15 protein-coding genes and 1 tRNA gene are annotated in these 17,245 nt (G+C 57.9%); 6 read left to right on the forward strand and 10 right to left on the reverse strand.

The window, feature by feature from the left end:
- Window positions 1–116 precede the first annotated feature (116 nt).
- The 8 genes from ACR0AO_RS19885 to ACR0AO_RS19920 all read right to left on the reverse strand — a co-directional run bounded on the left by ACR0AO_RS19885 (window position 117) and on the right by ACR0AO_RS19920 (window position 7,818).
- Window positions 117–878, reverse strand: coding sequence for a LamB/YcsF family protein (locus tag ACR0AO_RS19885; RefSeq protein WP_480607522.1), 762 nt, complete (start codon window positions 876–878; stop codon window positions 117–119).
- A gap of 12 nt (window positions 879–890) precedes the next feature.
- Entirely contained in the window at window positions 891–1,889 is a 999-nt protein-coding gene (locus tag ACR0AO_RS19890; RefSeq protein WP_480607524.1) for a 5-oxoprolinase subunit C family protein, read from the reverse strand.
- Entirely contained in the window at window positions 1,886–2,635 is a 750-nt protein-coding gene (locus ACR0AO_RS19895) for a 5-oxoprolinase subunit B family protein (protein ID WP_480607527.1), read from the reverse strand. The genes ACR0AO_RS19890 and ACR0AO_RS19895 overlap by 4 nt, the downstream gene beginning before the upstream one ends.
- Window positions 2,622–3,545: a hypothetical protein gene (locus ACR0AO_RS19900; RefSeq protein WP_480607530.1), complete on the reverse strand. Its 924-nt coding sequence runs from the start codon at window positions 3,543–3,545 to the stop codon at window positions 2,622–2,624. The genes ACR0AO_RS19895 and ACR0AO_RS19900 overlap by 14 nt, the downstream gene beginning before the upstream one ends.
- A 66-nt stretch (window positions 3,546–3,611) precedes the next feature.
- Complete coding sequence (locus ACR0AO_RS19905) at window positions 3,612–4,928, reverse strand: TRAP transporter large permease (RefSeq protein ID WP_480607533.1); 1,317 nt, start codon at window positions 4,926–4,928, stop codon at window positions 3,612–3,614.
- Between the two features lie 4 nt (window positions 4,929–4,932).
- A complete protein-coding gene (locus ACR0AO_RS19910) occupies window positions 4,933–5,466 on the reverse strand; it encodes a TRAP transporter small permease (RefSeq protein ID WP_480607536.1) in 534 nt (177 codons plus the stop codon).
- A 66-nt stretch (window positions 5,467–5,532) separates the two neighbouring features.
- On the reverse strand, window positions 5,533–6,516 hold the full coding sequence (locus ACR0AO_RS19915; protein ID WP_480607538.1) for a TRAP transporter substrate-binding protein: 984 nt from the start codon (window positions 6,514–6,516) through the stop codon (window positions 5,533–5,535).
- 39 nt (window positions 6,517–6,555) lie between these two features.
- On the reverse strand, window positions 6,556–7,818 hold the full coding sequence (locus tag ACR0AO_RS19920; RefSeq protein WP_480607541.1) for an NAD(P)/FAD-dependent oxidoreductase: 1,263 nt from the start codon (window positions 7,816–7,818) through the stop codon (window positions 6,556–6,558).
- Window positions 7,819–7,935: 117 nt separating this feature from the next.
- Between ACR0AO_RS19920 and ACR0AO_RS19925 the strand changes: the two genes are divergently transcribed.
- Complete coding sequence (locus tag ACR0AO_RS19925) at window positions 7,936–8,451, forward strand: winged helix DNA-binding protein (RefSeq protein ID WP_480607543.1); 516 nt, start codon at window positions 7,936–7,938, stop codon at window positions 8,449–8,451.
- An 11-nt stretch (window positions 8,452–8,462) separates the two neighbouring features.
- Here the strand turns inward: ACR0AO_RS19925 and ACR0AO_RS19930 are convergent, their stop codons facing one another.
- Entirely contained in the window at window positions 8,463–9,587 is a 1,125-nt protein-coding gene (locus tag ACR0AO_RS19930; RefSeq protein ID WP_480607545.1) for an enolase C-terminal domain-like protein, read from the reverse strand.
- Between the two features lie 102 nt (window positions 9,588–9,689).
- On the opposite strand from ACR0AO_RS19930, the gene ACR0AO_RS19935 reads away from it, so the two are divergent.
- The 4 genes from ACR0AO_RS19935 to ACR0AO_RS19950 all read left to right on the forward strand — a co-directional run bounded on the left by ACR0AO_RS19935 (window position 9,690) and on the right by ACR0AO_RS19950 (window position 13,611).
- Entirely contained in the window at window positions 9,690–10,604 is a 915-nt protein-coding gene (locus ACR0AO_RS19935; protein WP_480607548.1) for a LysR family transcriptional regulator, read from the forward strand.
- A 271-nt stretch (window positions 10,605–10,875) separates the two neighbouring features.
- Window positions 10,876–11,820, forward strand: coding sequence for an aminotransferase class IV (locus tag ACR0AO_RS19940; RefSeq protein ID WP_480607595.1), 945 nt, complete (start codon window positions 10,876–10,878; stop codon window positions 11,818–11,820).
- Between the two features lie 283 nt (window positions 11,821–12,103).
- Window positions 12,104–12,193 (forward strand) — tRNA-Ser (locus tag ACR0AO_RS19945).
- Window positions 12,194–12,339: 146 nt separating this feature from the next.
- Complete coding sequence (locus tag ACR0AO_RS19950) at window positions 12,340–13,611, forward strand: DUF6538 domain-containing protein (RefSeq protein WP_480607550.1); 1,272 nt, start codon at window positions 12,340–12,342, stop codon at window positions 13,609–13,611.
- On the opposite strand, the gene ACR0AO_RS19955 is transcribed toward ACR0AO_RS19950, so the two are convergent.
- The gene (locus ACR0AO_RS19955; protein ID WP_480607552.1) at window positions 13,590–13,952 is read right to left on the reverse strand and encodes a hypothetical protein; all 363 of its coding nucleotides are present in this window, start codon (window positions 13,950–13,952) and stop codon (window positions 13,590–13,592) included. The two genes, ACR0AO_RS19950 and ACR0AO_RS19955, sit on opposite strands and share 22 nt — an antisense overlap.
- A gap of 1,155 nt (window positions 13,953–15,107) precedes the next feature.
- Between ACR0AO_RS19955 and ACR0AO_RS19960 the strand changes: the two genes are divergently transcribed.
- A complete protein-coding gene (locus tag ACR0AO_RS19960; protein ID WP_480607555.1) occupies window positions 15,108–17,222 on the forward strand; it encodes a hypothetical protein in 2,115 nt (704 codons plus the stop codon).
- Window positions 17,223–17,245: the final 23 nt, after the last annotated feature.

Consider the following 17,245-nt stretch of genomic DNA (forward strand, 5'->3'; position numbering starts at 1 on the left):
CTACACCGGTGACATGTGCCTCTGCCCGCGTTCGTGCTTGTGAATGGACGCCATAGAGTTTCGCGTTTCGGCCAAATGTTTCGTGCGGGCCTGATGTTTCGCCGCTACCGTAGCGGCTATCGCTCGAATCTGGTCACCGCGATGCCGCCATCGACCAGGCTGCTGCGGACGGATTTGGCGATCTGAACCGCCGTCGGCCCGTCGCCGTGCAGGCAGATCGTGTCGATCGAGGTTTCCAGACGCTTGCCGCTTTCGGTGATGATCGCCCCCTCGCGCACCATGTTCAGGATGCGCGGCCCGGCGATGGCAGGGTCGTGAATGACCGCGCCGGGCAGCGACCGGTCCACCAGCGTGCCGTCGTCGTTATAGGCGCGGTCGGCAAATATCTCGCCCACCCACTTGCAGCCCAGGTCGCGCACGGCCTGTTCCTGTCTGGTCACCGCCAGCACCATGACGATGATGTCCGGGTCCACATCCAGCGCGCCCTGATAGCAGGCGCGCGCCATGTCCGCATCGGCCGAGCACATGTTGGCAAGCGCCCCGTGCAGTTTCAGGTGGCGCACCGTCGTGCCCACGGCCCCGGCCATGCCCTGCGCCGCGCCCAGTTGGTAACGGACCAGATTGCGCAGGGTATCGTGCGGCACCTTCATGTTGCGCCGCCCGAATCCCTGCAGATCGGGAAAGCCGGGATGCGCGCCGATCCCCACGCCGTTGTCGGCCGCCAAACGCATGGTGCGGGCCATGACATCCGGATCACCGGCGTGAAACCCGCAGGCGATATTGGCCGATGTGATGATCTGCAAAAGACTTTCGTCATCCCCCATTTTCCAGGGGCCAAAGCTTTCGCCCATATCGGCGTTCAGATCGACGCGGTTCATCTGTACATCTCCTCAGTCGGTGGCGGAAATCATCCCGCCGATCAATTGGTAGGACAGAAGGTCGGGAATGTCATGCGGGTCGCGCACCAGGGGCTCGACCCGTCGCGGCAGGCGTGACAATTCCGCGGTGAAGGCCGCCTGGGCCGCCGTCGCCTCATCCAGGGTGACAAATCGGAACCTTATCCTGCCGCCCGCCGGTGTCTGTGCCGCGCGCGGCAAGTCACAGGGCAGGACGGTGGCGATGCGGGGATAGCCGCCGGTGGTCTGGCATTCGGGCAGCAGAATGAACGGATTGCCGGTGCCGGTCATCTGGATGTCGCCGGGGGTGATGACCTCGGACAGGATGTCGAGCTGTCCTTTGGCGGCGAATCCGTCCCCATCGCTGTCCAGTTGCATCCCCATCCTGTTCGCGCGCGCGCCGCGCCGGAATTCGGTCTGCGTGAACCGCGCCAGCGTATCGGGATCGAAAAGCGCGGTCTGAAAGCTGGGCACGACGCGCAGAACACCGCCGGAAAACCGTTCGTCGGGGATCAGTTTCATGCCGGTCATGCCAGCGTCCGGCCCGCCTGGCAGCGTGTCCCCGACCTCGACCGCCTTGCCCACCTTGGCGGTCAGATGTGTGGCGCGCGAGCCCAGAAACGGCGCGGTCGCGATTCCTCCGCCGAAATGCAGATAGCCATACCCGCCTTTCAGCACCGCGCCCAGGTTCAGCCGCTGCCCCTTCGCCAGCAGGTGCGAGGCGTTCCACATGATCGGACTGCCATCGATGTTGGCCTGCATCGGCGCGCCGGTCAGGGCGATGCGGGTATCCTCGGCCGCTTCGAACTCGCCGCCCAGCCCGGCCATTTCCAGCACCGCAAGCGTCGGGCTTTGACCCAGCAGAGCGGCCCCCTCGAACAGCGCCAGCAGGTCGGCGGCCCCCGAGCGCGACAGCCCCTGATCGAGGAACCCCTCGCGGCCCTGATCCTGAATGGTGCAGGCGGGGCCGATGCGGCGGACGAACACGCTCATGCCGGGATCTCCTCGATCGTCGCACCGCCCGCGCCATCTTTGTTATGCGCGCGGATATGTTCAAGTTCGTCGCGCGTGACGGGTTCGAACAGCATCTCATCGCCGGGATTCAGGGCAAAGCTGTGTTCCATTTCAGGTCGGAAACAGCGAAACGCGGTTTGCCCGACATGCCGCCAGCCGGTCGGTGTCGGTCCGGAAAAGAGAACGAATTGCGAAATCGCCAGAACCAGCGCCCCTTCGGGCACCATCGGGTTCAGCTCCTTGAGGCGCGGAATGTTGAATTCGGGCCCCAGCGGGCCGAGATAGGGCTGACCCGGCGCAAATCCGATGGTCAGCACCCTTACGCGCGTCCGGCTGAGGCGTTCGACGGCCTCTGGTGCCGACAACCCGGCGGCTGTGGCGGCTTCTTCCAGTTGCGGCGCCAGATCGGTGCCATAGACCGTGGGGACCTTCAGCAATCTGCGGCCCATGGGCAGGGGCGCGGTATACCAGTCGCGTGAGGTCAGCAGGTCTTGCAGACGCCGTTCGATCTCGGGATGGGGAAGGCGTCGGAAATCAAAGCGGACATAGGCCGAAGCCAGCGAGGTCGAGGTTTCGATCACCCCCTCCCACGCGGCCGCTTCCATCGCGCCGCGAAAGGCCAGCGCCGCGCGGTTCGACGGCTCGGACATGGTGTCGGCGAAGGTGACGAGCATCCCGTCCAAGCCAACATTCCGGATCGCGGGAAAGGGATCAGCGCGGTTCATAAAGCCTCCGAAGCAGGGTCGGCGTCAGATACATGGGGAACTGATAGCATCCAAGAAAGATCAGCAACGGCTCGGTGGTTTCCGGCGGCAGTGCGACGAAGAACAGGGCGAAATTCCGGTTCCCCGCAACGATCGCGGCGGGCACGGCATCGGGGCGGCCCAGCGTGCGCAGTACCGCATAGGCGGTGATCTGCATTCCGAAATTGACGCCAAACGCGGCGGCCAGCCAGAACCCCAACTCGGTCGGGTTTTGCGCGAAAGCGGGGCGAATTGCCGACATGAGACCGACCACAACCACCGCCAGCGTAATCACCGTCAGCCCGTCCGTTGCCCGGCGTTCCCGGTCGGTCATCCCGGGAAAGCCCCAATGGCGCAAAGCGAAGCCGAGCGCGGCTGCCGCTAGAATAACCGCCAGCAATCGCGCTGCCGCCTGAAGCACCGACGCCAGGGCACCGAATTGGGGCAGAAGGGCGAATACCGGAATGCAGGTCAGCGGAAGCGCCGCCGTGCCCAGGATCAGAAGACGCAGGGCAGGAGCCGGCTCGTGGCCCAGCAGGATCGAGAAATTGGCCGACCCGGTGACCGAAGGGGCTGCCAGCATCAGGACGACCGCCAGGGCCAGCGGCGACAATGGCAGGCCAAGAATTGCCAGCATCGCCAGAAATGCCAGCGGCAGGGCCAGTTGCAGAACCAGCGCGGTTGCCGAGGTTCTGGCCACCGCGTTCAGGTTTTCCACCGTATCGCGCGGCCCGATGCGAAAGGCGGTCAGGAACAGAAGCAGCGCCACCATCTCCGGTATCCAAGCCCGCAATGTCGCCGCCAGACCCGGCAGCGCGACACCGGCGATAAGACCGGCGATCAGGGCCAGTTTGCCGTGGCGGGCGACAAAGGACAGTGTGGAATGGAACATGGGTTTGGGGCGCTGGAAAAGGGCTGACGCGGGCCGGACGGGCCCGCGCCGGGATTGTTGACGGTCCTACCCGCCGCCCGGAGCCTGCCGGATATTCTCGGGCAGCCATGTGGCGATTTCGGGGAAGGTGATCAGAACGAACACCATCAGCACCATGATCAGGAACATCGGGAATGCCGCGCGCGCGATGAAGCCCATCTCGTGATGGGTCATGCCCTGCAGCACGAACAGGTTGAACCCGATCGGCGGCGTGATCTGCGCCATCTCGACCACCACGACGATGAAGATACCGAACCAGATCAGGTCGATGCCGGCCTGCCGCACCATCGGTTCGACCACCGCCATGGTCAGCACCACGGACGAGATGCCATCCAGGAACATGCCGAGGATAATGTAGAACACCAGCAGAACCATCAGCAGCTGGAACTTGGTCAGTTCCAGCTGCGCGATCAGATCCGCCAGCCCGCGTGGCAGGCCGGTGAAACCCATCGACAGCGACAGGAAGGCAGCCCCGGCAAGGATCAGTGCGATCATGGCGCTGGTGCGGGTGGCACCCATCAGGCTTTCGGTAAAAGTCTCCCACGTCAAAGAGCCCTGGCTGGCTGCCAGGATCAGCCCGCCGATGACGCCGAATGCGGCGGCCTCGGTCGCGGTGGCATAACCCAGATACATCGAGCCGATCACAACGAGGATCAGGCAGATCACCGGCAGCAGAAAGCGTGAATTGGCCAGCCTTTGCGCCATCGTCAGCGGCGGTTCCTGCGCCGGGTTCCAACTCTTCGACACGCGCGAGGTGATCGCCACATAGGCCATGAACATCGCCGCCAGAACCAGACCGGGCAGGATACCCGCGAAGAAAAGTTTCGAGATCGACTCGTTGATGGTCACGCCGTAGACGATCAGCGTCAGCGAGGGTGGGATCATCAGCCCCAATGTCGCCGCGCCAGCCAGTGTGCCGATAATCATCGGCTCGGGGTATTGCCGCTTGCGCAATTCGGGGATCGACATCTTGCCGACCGTGGTCAGCGTCGCCGCGGACGAGCCGGACACGGCGGCAAACACGGTGCAACCGACGATATTAGTGTGCACCAACCCGCCGGGCAGGCCCGCCATCCATGGGGCCAGCCCCTTGAACATGTCCTCGGACAGCCGCGTTCGATACAGGATCTCACCCATCCATATGAACAACGGCAATGCCGTCAGCGTCCACGAGGACGAGGATGTCCAGATCGTGGTCAGCATCACGTCGCCCACGGGGCGGGTGGTGAACAGTTCCATTCCCACCCATGCAACGCCCATCAGCGCAAGGCCGACCCAGACGCCGGTGCCCAAAAGCAGGAAGAGCACGAAGAGAAAAAGAATGATGATCGAGAAATCTTCCATTGCCTCACTCCCCAAAGCTCTGATCGACAAGATCGCGCTTGATGCGGTGTTCGCCGCTGACAATCAGGCTGATCAGGTGATCGGTCAGCGCGATGGCAAAGATCACCGCGCCCAGCAACATGATGGATTGTGGTATCCACAGCGCGGTGCGGTCCTGCCCCTGGCTGATGTCGTTGAACTTCCACGACCAGTAGACGAACTTCACGCAATAGCGGACGAAGAACCACGCGATTGCAGTGCCGATGGCGAAACACCAGATATTGATGACCCGCTGCGTCTTTGGTCCCACCGCGTTCAGCAGAATCGAAACGCGGATATGCGCGCCTCGGTTCAGTGCGTTGGCAAAGGCCAGAAACGAGGCCGCCGCCATGGCATAGCCCGCATAATCCGGCGCGCCGGGAAACACCTCGCCCGTCCAGCGGGCCACCATCTGGACCACGATCAACGAAAGGATCGCGATCAGGCAGAGGGCGGCCAATATGCCAGAGCCGAGGTACAGGAAATCTAGGGCGGAGCGAAGCCGCTGGGCCATTGTCATGATGCCCCCCTGTTTTTATTGCCGATTGGGATTGGGGGCGGGCGCATGGCCCGCCCCGGCCCGGGGTTATTCCGATTTGGACGCCTTGAAGGCCTCGACAATTGCCGTGCCGTCATCGCCTGCGGCCTCCAGCCATTCGGCGGTCATGGTCTCGCCGATCTGCTGCAATTCGCCCTTCATCTGGTCGCTGGCCTTGGCCACGGTCATGCCGCCGTCACTGAGGCCCTTGAGGGTGAAATCGGTATACTGAACCGCACGCCAGGTGCCTGCGTATTCCGCCAGTTCCGCACAGCCCTGAATCACCGCCTTGTTCGCGTCCGACACACCCGACCAGGTGTCCGAGTTCACCATGATGTAGTTGCGTGGCAGCCATGCATCGACTTCGTAGAAATAGTTCAGGCTTTCCCAGACCTTGCGGTCGTAACCGGTGGCGCCCGAGCTGACCATCGAATCCGCCACGCCGGTGGCAAAGGCCTGGCTGATCTCGGCCGCTTCGATGGTAACCGGCAGCATGCCCGTCAGCTCCGCCAGACGCGCGGTGGCGTTGTTGTAGGAGCGGAATTTGATGCCCTTCATATCTTCGACCGAGTTGACCTCGTCGCGGAAATACAGGCCCTGCGGCGGCCATGGCACCGAATAAAGCAGCGTCAGATTCTGATCCGCCAGCACCTTTTCCAAGGTTGGCTTGGCGGCTTTCCACAGCTTGTCCGCATCATCGAACGACGTGGCCAGGAACGGGATCGAGTCGACGCCGAAAATGGCGTTCTCGTTCTGGTGACCCGACAGCAAACGCTCGCCGATCGGCACCTGTCCGGTCTGTATCGCGCGTTTGATCTGTGCGCCGGGGAACAGCGACCCCGACGGATGCGTCACGATTTCAATCTCGCCCTGCGTGCCCGTGGTCACGCATTTGGCAAACTCCGCGCCGGTCACCGAATGAAAGTTCGAGCCGGAATAGGCCATAGGCATATCCCATTTTTCGGCCATCGCCGGCATTGCCGCCGTCGCGGTCAGCGCGGTTGCCGTCATCAGTTTCGCAAGTGTTTTCATATTTTTCTCCCTGGTTTGATGTTTTTGATTGCGTGGTCCTTATTGGCCGGCCCTGGTGTAGCGTGCCGGTGAATAGACGCTCAGGTCAACATTTGGTTGCCGCCCCGAGATGAGCTGGGCCAGCAGACGGCCGGTTTTCGGCCCGCCGGTCAGCCCGACATGGTGATGCCCGAACCCGGTGAATGCACCCTTGATATGCGGCAGCTCTCCGATCACCGGGATCGAATCCGCCGGGGCAGGGCGGTGGCCCAGCCATTCGGTCACCTCTGCCGCTTTCAGGTTCGGGAAGACCGCCTTGGCGCTTTTGTGCAGCAGCTCGATCGGCGCTTTCGATGCCCCGGCCTCCAGCCCGCCGAACTCGACCACGCCAGCCAGACGTAAGCGGCCCTCCATCGGGGTCGCGACGATCTTGCGGGCCGCCACCATCACCGGGGATTTCGGCATGACCGACGGCTCCCAGAACTCGATGTGGTAACCGCGCTCAGCCTCAAGCGGGATGTTCAGCCCCAGTTTTTTGACCAGTGGTCCGGACCAGACGCCGGTGGCGATGACCGCAGCATCGCAGGCAATGTTCTGTCCCGCCGCGCGCACCGCAATAACGCGACCATTTTCATGCACGATGTCTTCCGCATCCGCCCGCACCAACTGACCGCCCTGCGCCTGAAAATGCCCCGCCAGATCCTTGATATACTGACCCGGATCGGCAATCCGCCCGTGATTCTTCAGGCGCGTGGCAAAGTTCAGGTCCGATGCGAACACCGGATCATAGGCGTGAAACTCACTCGCCTCGAACTCGTCCCATGTGAAACCATGCTTGCGCCGCAGGCCCCAGCCGAACGCGTCCTCTTCGAAATGCGGGCGGTCATTGTAGACGAACAGGTAATCAGACGGCTTGATCCACTTCTCGGCCCCGGTCCCCTGCGCCAGTGCAAGATGATCCTGCAGGCTGTCGCCGACGATCGGCGCCAGCGCCGCCGCTGCCCGTTCCGCACCTGCGGTACTGGCGTTGCCAAGATATTTCATCAGCCAGGGTGCCAGTTTCGGCAGATATCCCCATCGCAGGAACAGCGGCTGGTTGGGATCGAACAGCATCCGGGGCGCCTTGGGCAGCAGGCCGGGCACCGTGACAGGAACGATCGAGCATGACGCCAAAATCCCGCCATTGCCAAACGAGGTCCCCTCGGCGGGGCCTTTCTTGTCGATCAGGATGACACGGTGCCCATCCCTTTGCAGCCAGATCGCCGTGGAAACCCCGACGATGCCGGCACCGACAATTGCAATGGTCTTGGGCGTTTCAGTCATGGTGCCCTCCGAAGGGTAGCCTCTGAACAGAACGATTCGTTTCGATACAGAGTGCCATACTTTAAAAAAACGTCAACAAAATGTTGACAAAATGTAAGTGAGGGATATTCTGATACCATGTCAAACTCTCCTCTTGGCCCCGTCGTCTCTTCGGCGCATCTTGCCGAAGGCAGCTTTCCGGAAGTTTCCGAGTTCGAGTTCGGACTGATCATCGCCGGCCACGCCTTTGCCCGCTGGACGGTCCGGGCGATGGCCGCCGCAGGCTATTCGGGCCTGTCTTCGCTGGACGTTCTGGTGCTGCACACGGTCCGGCACCGCGACAGGCCAAAAAAGCTGGCCGATATCTGCCATGTCCTGAATGTCGAGGACACGCACACGGTGAATTATGCCATCAAGAAGCTCGGCAATGCGGGGCTGGTGAAACAGGGACGTCAGGGCAAGGAAAAGACGGTCGAGGCCACGCCCGAAGGCGCGGCGGCCTGCGCGCGCTACGGAGAGATCCGCGAGGCGCTTTTGCTGGAGGCGATGCAGGAAATCGGTATCGAAGCCGAACAGCTCAGCCGCGTTTCTGCGCTCATGCGGATGATGTCCGGGCAGTATGATCAGGCCGCCCGTGGCGCCAGCGTGTTCTGAGTGCCGCGCCCTCATGCGGACTTCCGCACGGCGTAATGGGCGAGCTTGTCCGGATCGGGCCGCCCTCCCAGCCCGGGACCGTCCGGCACAACGACCTGACCGTCCCTGACGGTGAAAGGCGTTTCCAGAATGTCCTCTTTCAGGAAATACGAGGCCTGGTAGAATTCGCAGCCCAGCGTGATCTCGGGCGTGGCCGCGATCATGTGGGTTCCGGCCAGATGCGCCAGACCAGCCTCGAACATGTCACCGCCATAGGCGGTCAGCCCGTGCGCCGCAGCCATCCGCGCCACCGTCTGGCCACGGGACAGGCCGCCGGATTTCATGATCTTGACCGACACACCGTCGCAGATGCCTTCGCGCGCAGCACGCGCCATGTCTTCGGGGCCGAACACGCTTTCATCGGCCAGCAGAGGCACGTCGGTCAGGCTGCGCAGCTGCGCCATCATGTCGAAATGGTGGAACCTCACGGGCTGTTCGATGAAATCCGGGTTGAACCGGGCGACATCGAGTACCTGCGGTATCGCCTGTTCGATCTCAAGCCCCTGATTATAGTCAACCCGCACGCGAAACTCGGGAAAGTCCTGCGCGATCCGCTCCAGCCGCATGATGTCAAAAGCATGGTCCCGGAACCCGGTCTTGAGCTTGATCAGCCCTACCTTGTCCGCGCGCAACCGCTCCATCAGCGCGATATCGGCCGCAAAATCCGGATTGGCGATCGAACAACTCAGCGGAATTGTATCGCGGCACTTGCCCCCCAGCAGAGACCAGACCGGTTGTCCGGTGATCTGCCCGGCCAGATCCAGCAACGCGGTTTCCAGCGCCGCCTTGGCCTCGGTGCAGTGGGCCACCGCGCGGGCAGCCTGGGCCATGATCGCGGCGCGGTCTCCGACCCGGCGGCCAACCACCAGCGGACGCAGATAACGATCCAGCGCGGCATAGCTGGCCTCGGGCGTGCCGGTGAAAACCGACCAGGGCGACGCCTCGCCGAACCCCTGCGCGCCGCCCTCGGCGGTCAGGCGCAGAACAACGATCTCGCAGGAACCTTCGACGCGGCCGATACCGTGATCCCTTGCGGACACGACCGGCAGTTCCAGATGCCACAGGTCGAACCTGGTTATTTTTTGCAAAAGCTCCACGTTGTCCTCCCCCAACGTCAAGAACAGTGTGCGGCGTCAGTATCATCATTTCAAATACTAATATTTTAGTGTCACATCATAAAAAATGATGTAGTTGGTAGTATGACCTCGTTCTTTCGCCACTATCAGGCCTTTCACGCGATCATCGAAACCGGGACCGTGACCCGAGCAGCCGAACAGCTTGGCGTGTCACAGCCAGCCATTTCCAACCTGCTTGGGCAACTGGAACGGCAGACCAAGCTGAAGCTGTTCGAGCGCAGCCGGGGGCGGTTGCTGCCGACACCCGAAGCGATGGTCCTGTTCGAGGAAATCGATACCGTCGTGCGGGGCCTCGACCATGTCAATCAGGCGGTAGTGGACCTGCAGAACCAGAAGGCGGGGCAGCTGCAGGTGGCGACCAGTCACGCCATGGCCTTTGGGTTCATGCCGGGTGAAATCGCACGTTTTGCCGAGGACAAACCGAACCTGACCATCGCGTTCCAGTCGCAATATTCATCGAAGATACAGGAATGGGTCGCCGCGGGCCTGTTCGAAATCGGCATTTGCGAGCCGCCGCTGCGGCAGGACGGCCTGGACTATACCCCCTTTTTCTTTGAGATCCTGTGCGCGGTTCCGCAAGACAGCCCGCTGGCCGGGCACGGAGCGCTGACCCCGCGGCTGCTGGATGACGTCCCGTTCATCGTGATGGGAGCGGATCACATGGTGACCCGCCGTGCGCGCGAGGCGTTCCATACCGAAGGCGCCAACATGAAAACAAGATGCCATACCGATCTGTTCCGCAATGCGCTGAACTTGGTCAAGCAGGGGTTGGGGGTGACCTTTGTCGATCCCTTTACCTTGTCCAGCGACGACCATGAGGGCTATGTTCTGCGTCGGTTCATGCCGCAGATTGTACTGGACGTGGTGATTGTCACCGCACGCGGGCGTCCGGTATCGGCAATAGGTGAACAGTTTCTGGCGCAGGTTTCAGCCAGCATGAGCCGCCTTGCGATTTCGCCGACCGCATTCAAAGTGTGAAAGGGGCCTTCACAACGAAATGAGTTTGGAGTTCATTTCTCAGCGCGGGCAGCGCAACCTACAGCAAACGGTCTTTCGCAGACCTCACGAGAAACGGCCGGAACCTGCGTTTCCCTCGAGATGGGCTTTGCCCGCAATTCGCCGAGGAGGTCGCATTTGTAGTCGGCGGAAAAACCATGAACAGGACCCGCCCACGCGGCTCTTTGACAACCTACAACACGGGCTTTCCTCAATCAGGTGATTGGGCGTCAAGCCGATGAAAGATACCGAGATGACCGAACACAGCCATTCAACCCATGACGCCCAGGCGGACGACCGCAACGAAAACATCCTGATCCATGTCAACGGCAAGCTGGTGCCCAGGCGTGAGGCCGTGGTCTCGGTTTATGACAGCGGTTTCATGCTGGGCGACGGCATGTGGGAAGGGTTGCGGTTGTATGACGGAGAATGGGCGTTTTTCGACGAACATATGGACCGGCTGTTCAACTCGCTGAAATCGGTCTCCATCGACATCGGCACAGGGCCGGACGATATTCGCAGGATTCTTGACGAAACGGCGGCGGCCAACGGCATGACCGGCGACGCTCACTGCCGTCTGATGATCACGCGCGGGCGCAAGGCCAAGCCGTTCCAGCATCCGGGCCTGTCAAAATGGGGCCCGACCATCGTGGTCATCGCCGAGCATTCCAGGCCTGCCGAAAGCCTGCAATCGCACGGCATCCGGTTGGCCACCGTTCCGCAGGTGCGCGGGTTGCCGACAAGCCAGGACGCCAAGTTCAACAGCCACTCGAAACTGAACTGTGTGATCGCCTGCCTTCAGGCCGAACAGGCCGGCGCGGACGAGGCGCTGATGCTGGACCCGCACGGCTTCGTGAACACCACCAATGCCTGCAACTTCTTTATCGTGCGCCGGGGCGAGGTCTGGACCTCAACCGGGGACTACTGCATGAACGGCGTCACCCGGCAGAAGGTGATCGACCTATGCCGCGCCAACAATATCCCGGTGCGGGAAAAGAACTTTTCGCTTTACGAGGCCTATGGCGCGGATGAGGCGTTTCTGACCGGCACGTTCGGAGCGCAGACACCGGTTTCGGAAATCGACGGCAAGAAAATCGGCGACCACGTTGGCGCCGGCCCAGTGACGCTGCGCCTGCGCGGGTTGTACAAGGATCTGGTGGCGCGGAACGTGGCGGCGCAGAAAGCGGCGAGGGGATAAGTGCCACGGCTGCTGCGGAACTCCTGATGGTGTTGCCGTCTGGCCGGGTTCGACGGTGGATATTTTGTCCAATCAGATGGTTCCGGCCCAGGAGGTCCGGGACCGATTCAGCCGAAATCGGGCGGAAACCGAAGCCCGAGAAGTGACAGTTTCCTGCTCAAACCCGATGCAAATCAGCGCCTTTTCGTGCTATTTCAAAGGGTTCGCACAGGTCGGCAAAAATTTCCGGATGTGGCGAAATTGGCCTTGTATTTCCGTTGCTTGCGCGGATATACCCGTCGGCGGAGACGTGGCCGAGTGGTCGAAGGCGCTCCCCTGCTAAGGGAGTAGGCGGGAAACCGTCTCGAGGGTTCGAATCCCTTCGTCTCCGCCATTCAATCCTGGCGATAATATCCCCAATCATCTGAATTATCTGAGAAAAATCGAGGACGCCCAGCTCCAAAGCTTCCGTCGTCCCTTGATTTGCTGCACAAAATGCTGCACAAATTGCTGCACTGAGGTCGGAAGTTGGTAGCATAAATGTCAGTTACTCAGAGAAATGCAGTCTTCTATCTTAGGAAGCGTGTGCCGCGTCGATTCCGCTCAGTGGAACCGCGCGAAACAGTTTGGGTAAGCCTCAAGACAGATTCCAGAACACATGCGGAACGGAAGGCCACCTCGGTTTGGGCTTACTTGGAGGAGTCATGGGAGGCTCGCTTGAAGGGTGACACCGTTGACGCAGAAGAGCAGTACCGGGCCGCCATGGGTTTGGCTCAATCCAGAGGCTTCAAGTATTTTGACGCTCAAGAAGTCGCTCAGCTTCCAAGAAGCCAGTTGCTACAACGTGTCGAGGCTATTGCTACAGTAAATGACATTCCCAATCGGTCTGAGGCCCGCGCCTTATTGGGAGGAGTGGCAAGACCGATGATCTCGATTTCTAAAGCCCTAGAAATTTACTGGGATGTCGCAAGGGACCGAGTGCTAAACAAAGATGCTGACCAGAAGCGACGGTGGGCAAACCCGCGAAAAAAGGCGATTGCAAATTTCATCCAGGTTGTCGGAGACAAACAACTGTCCGATATTACCGCCGACGATATGTTAGATTTTCAGGAAATGTGGCTGGACAGGATCGAGGACGAAGGCCTAACTCCGAATTCGGCAAATAAGGATCTCACTCATTTGGGTGATGTGCTTAAAACAGTTAACCACAAAAAGCGCCTCGGCTTGGTTTTGCCTATATCTGGATACCATATCAAAGAGAGTAAGAAGAGTAAGCGCCCTTCGTTCTCAGAGCGCTGGATTCGAGAAAAGTTGTTGGCGGATGGTGCATTAAGCGGCTTGAATACCGAGGCGCGTTGCCTGCTTCTCGGCATGATCAACACCGGTTACCGACCCAGCGAAGGGGCCAATTTGCTCGAAACCCACATTCGCCTTGAGGGACCAACACCATATATCGAAATTGCTCCTGTTGGCCGCGAACTAAAAACTGAAGCGTCTGAACGCAGCATTCCTTTGGCGGGAGTAAGTCTTGAAGCTTTCCGCGAGTGCCCCAATGGCTTCCCCAGTTATCGTGGAAAGCCAGGTGTTTCCGACACGGTCAACAAGTTCCTCAAGGAAAACGGACTTCGAGAAACAAAAAGGCATTCTATGTATTCGCTCCGTCACTCATTCGAAGACAGAATGATCGCTGCCGAAGTTGACGATAGAATTCGAAGAGACCTTTTTGGCCACACACTAAACAGGGAACGCTACGGTGATGGAGCAACCATAGAACATAAAGCGAAGATTATTCAGCGGCTGGCAATCTTCTGAGCAATTTCGCGCGCTCGATCTAACGGATTGTCATTGATCGCTTTCGCCATTTGGGCGAGTTCTTTTTCTAGCCGCTCGAAGATTGGCATATAAGTTAGATCATCAGAAGCTAACTGTGCAACTTTGATCAAAGCCCTGTCGATGCGATCATACTCTTTCAACAGCTGCTCTTTTGTTCCGTAACATGTACTTCTCCAGCCCAGGTGCGATGGCCTGACGTTGTCGGCAGACGAGCGGTGCTGTTGAGCAGGTTGAACGGAACCCAGCTCATTCGAACATTTCAGTTTTTCGAAATTCTGTCCTGCGCAATACGGGAGTGTTATTGCTGCATCTAAACTCATCGGGCTTTGCCTCTTTTATTTTTATTTTATTATGTGGGCATCTTCTAAAACCTGAGTTAAAAGTTTTAAAACACCCTGTTCTTGGCTCTAATTTAGCTTTACTGCATATCACCTCATACATTCATCTCATCATTGGGTGAGTGCCGAAGACACAATGGGTATTGAAATTCCGCGAGCGGTTGTGGCGGTAAATCCAAAGCCCTGAACAATTAATACTTTTTCAATGAGGGTAAATCAAGAAATTTAAAAGTGAATGAGCGAAGTGGTTAAAATAATTTTAGCTGACCGTTTCTTAAAATAATCCACAACAGCCCATTTAAAAAAAGCCGGTCAATAGCACCGCCCGTCAAAGGAAATCTAGTAAAGTGCCCATCAATTGCCAAATGAAGCTTAATCCTGAAAATCTAAGGAAGGTCAATATTTTTAAACTCACTAAATGGCTTCACCCGCTCAAGAACACCTTTGGTAAATACCTCATGCACACATCGCAGCCGTCGAGACAGAATGATAATCTCGTTCAGCTAATTTCTTTCAGCCGGTTCGCGCGGCAGAGCCCGCCGAATGTGGCAATCGTACCGCAGTGTCGGTATCCTAAACTACCAGTCTAGAAACAAAATTCCGTTGCATTATTCCGTTACAGGTGACCTAGCCACTCCTTGGCTAAGCTGAAGTTCAACCATAGCCTGCGAGGCCAAGGCACCTCAAATTCCGTGAAAAGTGTAGGTATGTTTCAGTTTCGGGAATCTGAAGGCGTCCGAACTCTGGATTTATTGGTGGCGGGTTATCGACTATTACAATTTTTTCCACAGAGGAAATATTCTGCAACACTAGTTTCTCTCGGGCTTATGAGCCAAGTCAGATTTCTGATGAGCTAGACTGACCTTTCGAAGACTAATATTATTTATATTATTAGTAGCCCCGTTTAACCCTTGCGGTACATAGCAAAAGACGACAAAATCTTCCGCGTTTTAGCCATCTAAACGACAAAATCTTCCGTGACTACAGATCTTCTATAACTTCTGGTTCTGGCAGTATCGCGGCGGCAACTCGTCCCTCGAAATTCATCAATGTATTTCCTTCTGAGGTGAAATGAAGCTTGCTACCTTTTTTAGGTTGCCAATATAAACACTCACAACAGGCAAGCAAAATAAAGCAATGAAAACACCAGAAACGAAAATTAGCAGTGACAACTTCCATTTTGCGAATGGAGCTTCTGTATCAAAGGCAACAAAATCTTCCGCACAAATGAGTGCAGCCACCATGAATATCTATTCTAAGGATGGCAATAGGAAGACGGGCAAGCGAACTAGAAACCAGGCTTTCATCTACCACGCGCCACTTTTGAGCGAATGTGATACAAATGGCCTAGAAAAACAGTCACCTGAGTCTTGGGTTTTGGATCGATTTGCTTCCGAAGCAAAAAGGGTTGGTAAGAAAGACGAGACCAAATACCCAGAGTATTCACTGCCAATTCGCTTCGCCGACGTCAGCTGGTCCTCAAATGCGAGCCTCGGCGCGATCAAACTGCTTCACCTTGTCTTTGCATCCGTCGCACACATGAGAATGCGGAGCGTTACCTTAAAAAAGAAGGCACTGACGGGATTTCTGGCGAAGTCGAAAGCCTCACTAAGCACGTCATTGATGAAGGAGAATCTGAACCGGCTTTCGAGCTTGTCCGCTACTGTTGGTGTAACGAGAATGGTCCGTGGGGCCGGAGAACCGTCTACTTTTAAGATTTTCGACGACATCTCGTCTGACAAGTTTGCCGTCACGTTTATTCTTTCAGATGGCGCTTGGAACGAATTTCAGGACCCTAAACTGTACGCAAATGTTGGTTTGAACAGCATTCAAAAGTTCAATTCCTTAGGCAGCCTACTTCTTTTCACAGTTTTTCTGGCAGACCACTTTGTCAAAGAGGCCCAGAAGACGCGGCACGTGAAGGGTGTTCGGGCTCACAACAAGCGAGAGAGGTTGAAAGCGGCGGCAGCAGGGTACGATTTCATGGATTCTAAGGAGATCAGGAATTGGGACGCCAACACACTGGAATTCAAACTGCACCCGCTCGCGGAGTGGATTAATCTTAAGGAAGACGATGTCACGCGGCAAGATAAACGCATTCAGAAACGTGTCCTTGATGCGGTCAGTGGACTGATGAGGGCATTTGAAGGGGATCCTGTTGGGCCCGGTATCTTCGTCCTGCCGGAGTACTGTGAGGCCACTCTAAAGCAGCGTAAAAACGTTACTACCAAGACAGGTCGGATGAAATTTTTATTCAAGGCGCCGGTGCGGCCCGCCGAGTATGTCAACAGTCCGCGCGAAGTTATGAAGGCATTCATTCTGAGGGCGAACGGCAACATGTACGTGTCACCAACGGCCTTCAGAAACGCGCTCGCCGTAGCAGGATTTGATATCGACGACCCTGAGATGGCGGTTGTGATTCACAACGACTGGAAGCGGTATCTATATGAGAATAAGGATGTTTACACCGCAGGCATGAAGGCGGATGATGTGTTTCCTGAATACGCCCGACAACTGGCCGCCCGAAGCCACATCGAGCCTTTTGAGGACTATGGCCTCGCACATGCGGTCGGAAAACACTGGGCTGACATGAACGGCAAGCTAATTGATGCAGAGGTATACAAAGCCACGCCCAGTGCCACGCCGGAAGTGACGAAGGAAGACGGATCGCCAGAAGAGCCGATTGTCTTGGTTGCAGAGCTGCAAATCCAGACCTTCGAAGATGAGCTGGATCCAGCTGACTCTCCTGTGCAGTTTTATATTGTTTCAGGCCAAGATGAATTTGTTCTGGATGCTCACGGTCGCCCGAGATTCATGACTGACATCGAGGAAATCCGGGAGTTCCGCGATATTCCAGAATTCAAGCTGGCACCCGCGGGCCTTGTTCACAAAGCTGGTCTCTTGTTTGAAGAGCTGCCGGAAAACAATGGGTTCAAGCCATCCATCAGCACCGACGCAAACGGTCGCGCTGCTGGTTTCAAACACCGTATCTCCAAACACAATTCTCTGTATCCGATCCGCACCAAGCCAGATGCGATCTTCGACGGGTTCCGCATGGCTGGGTTTCCAAATTCAGTTCTGAGGATAGTCGAAAATGAGGATGGATATGAGACTGGTTTCGTATATGAGATCGTTTCCAAGTCCATTTTGAGAGAAAACGGGGCCACGGTTTCTGACTTCCCATTCCGGGCGCTGAATGGGTGTGACAAGTTGGTTCGAAGTGAGCTATCTCGGATTCTGACGCCTACCTAGCGTATTAGAATGACCCCCACTCA

The sequence above is a fragment of the Ruegeria sp. AF8 genome, assembly GCF_056541825.1.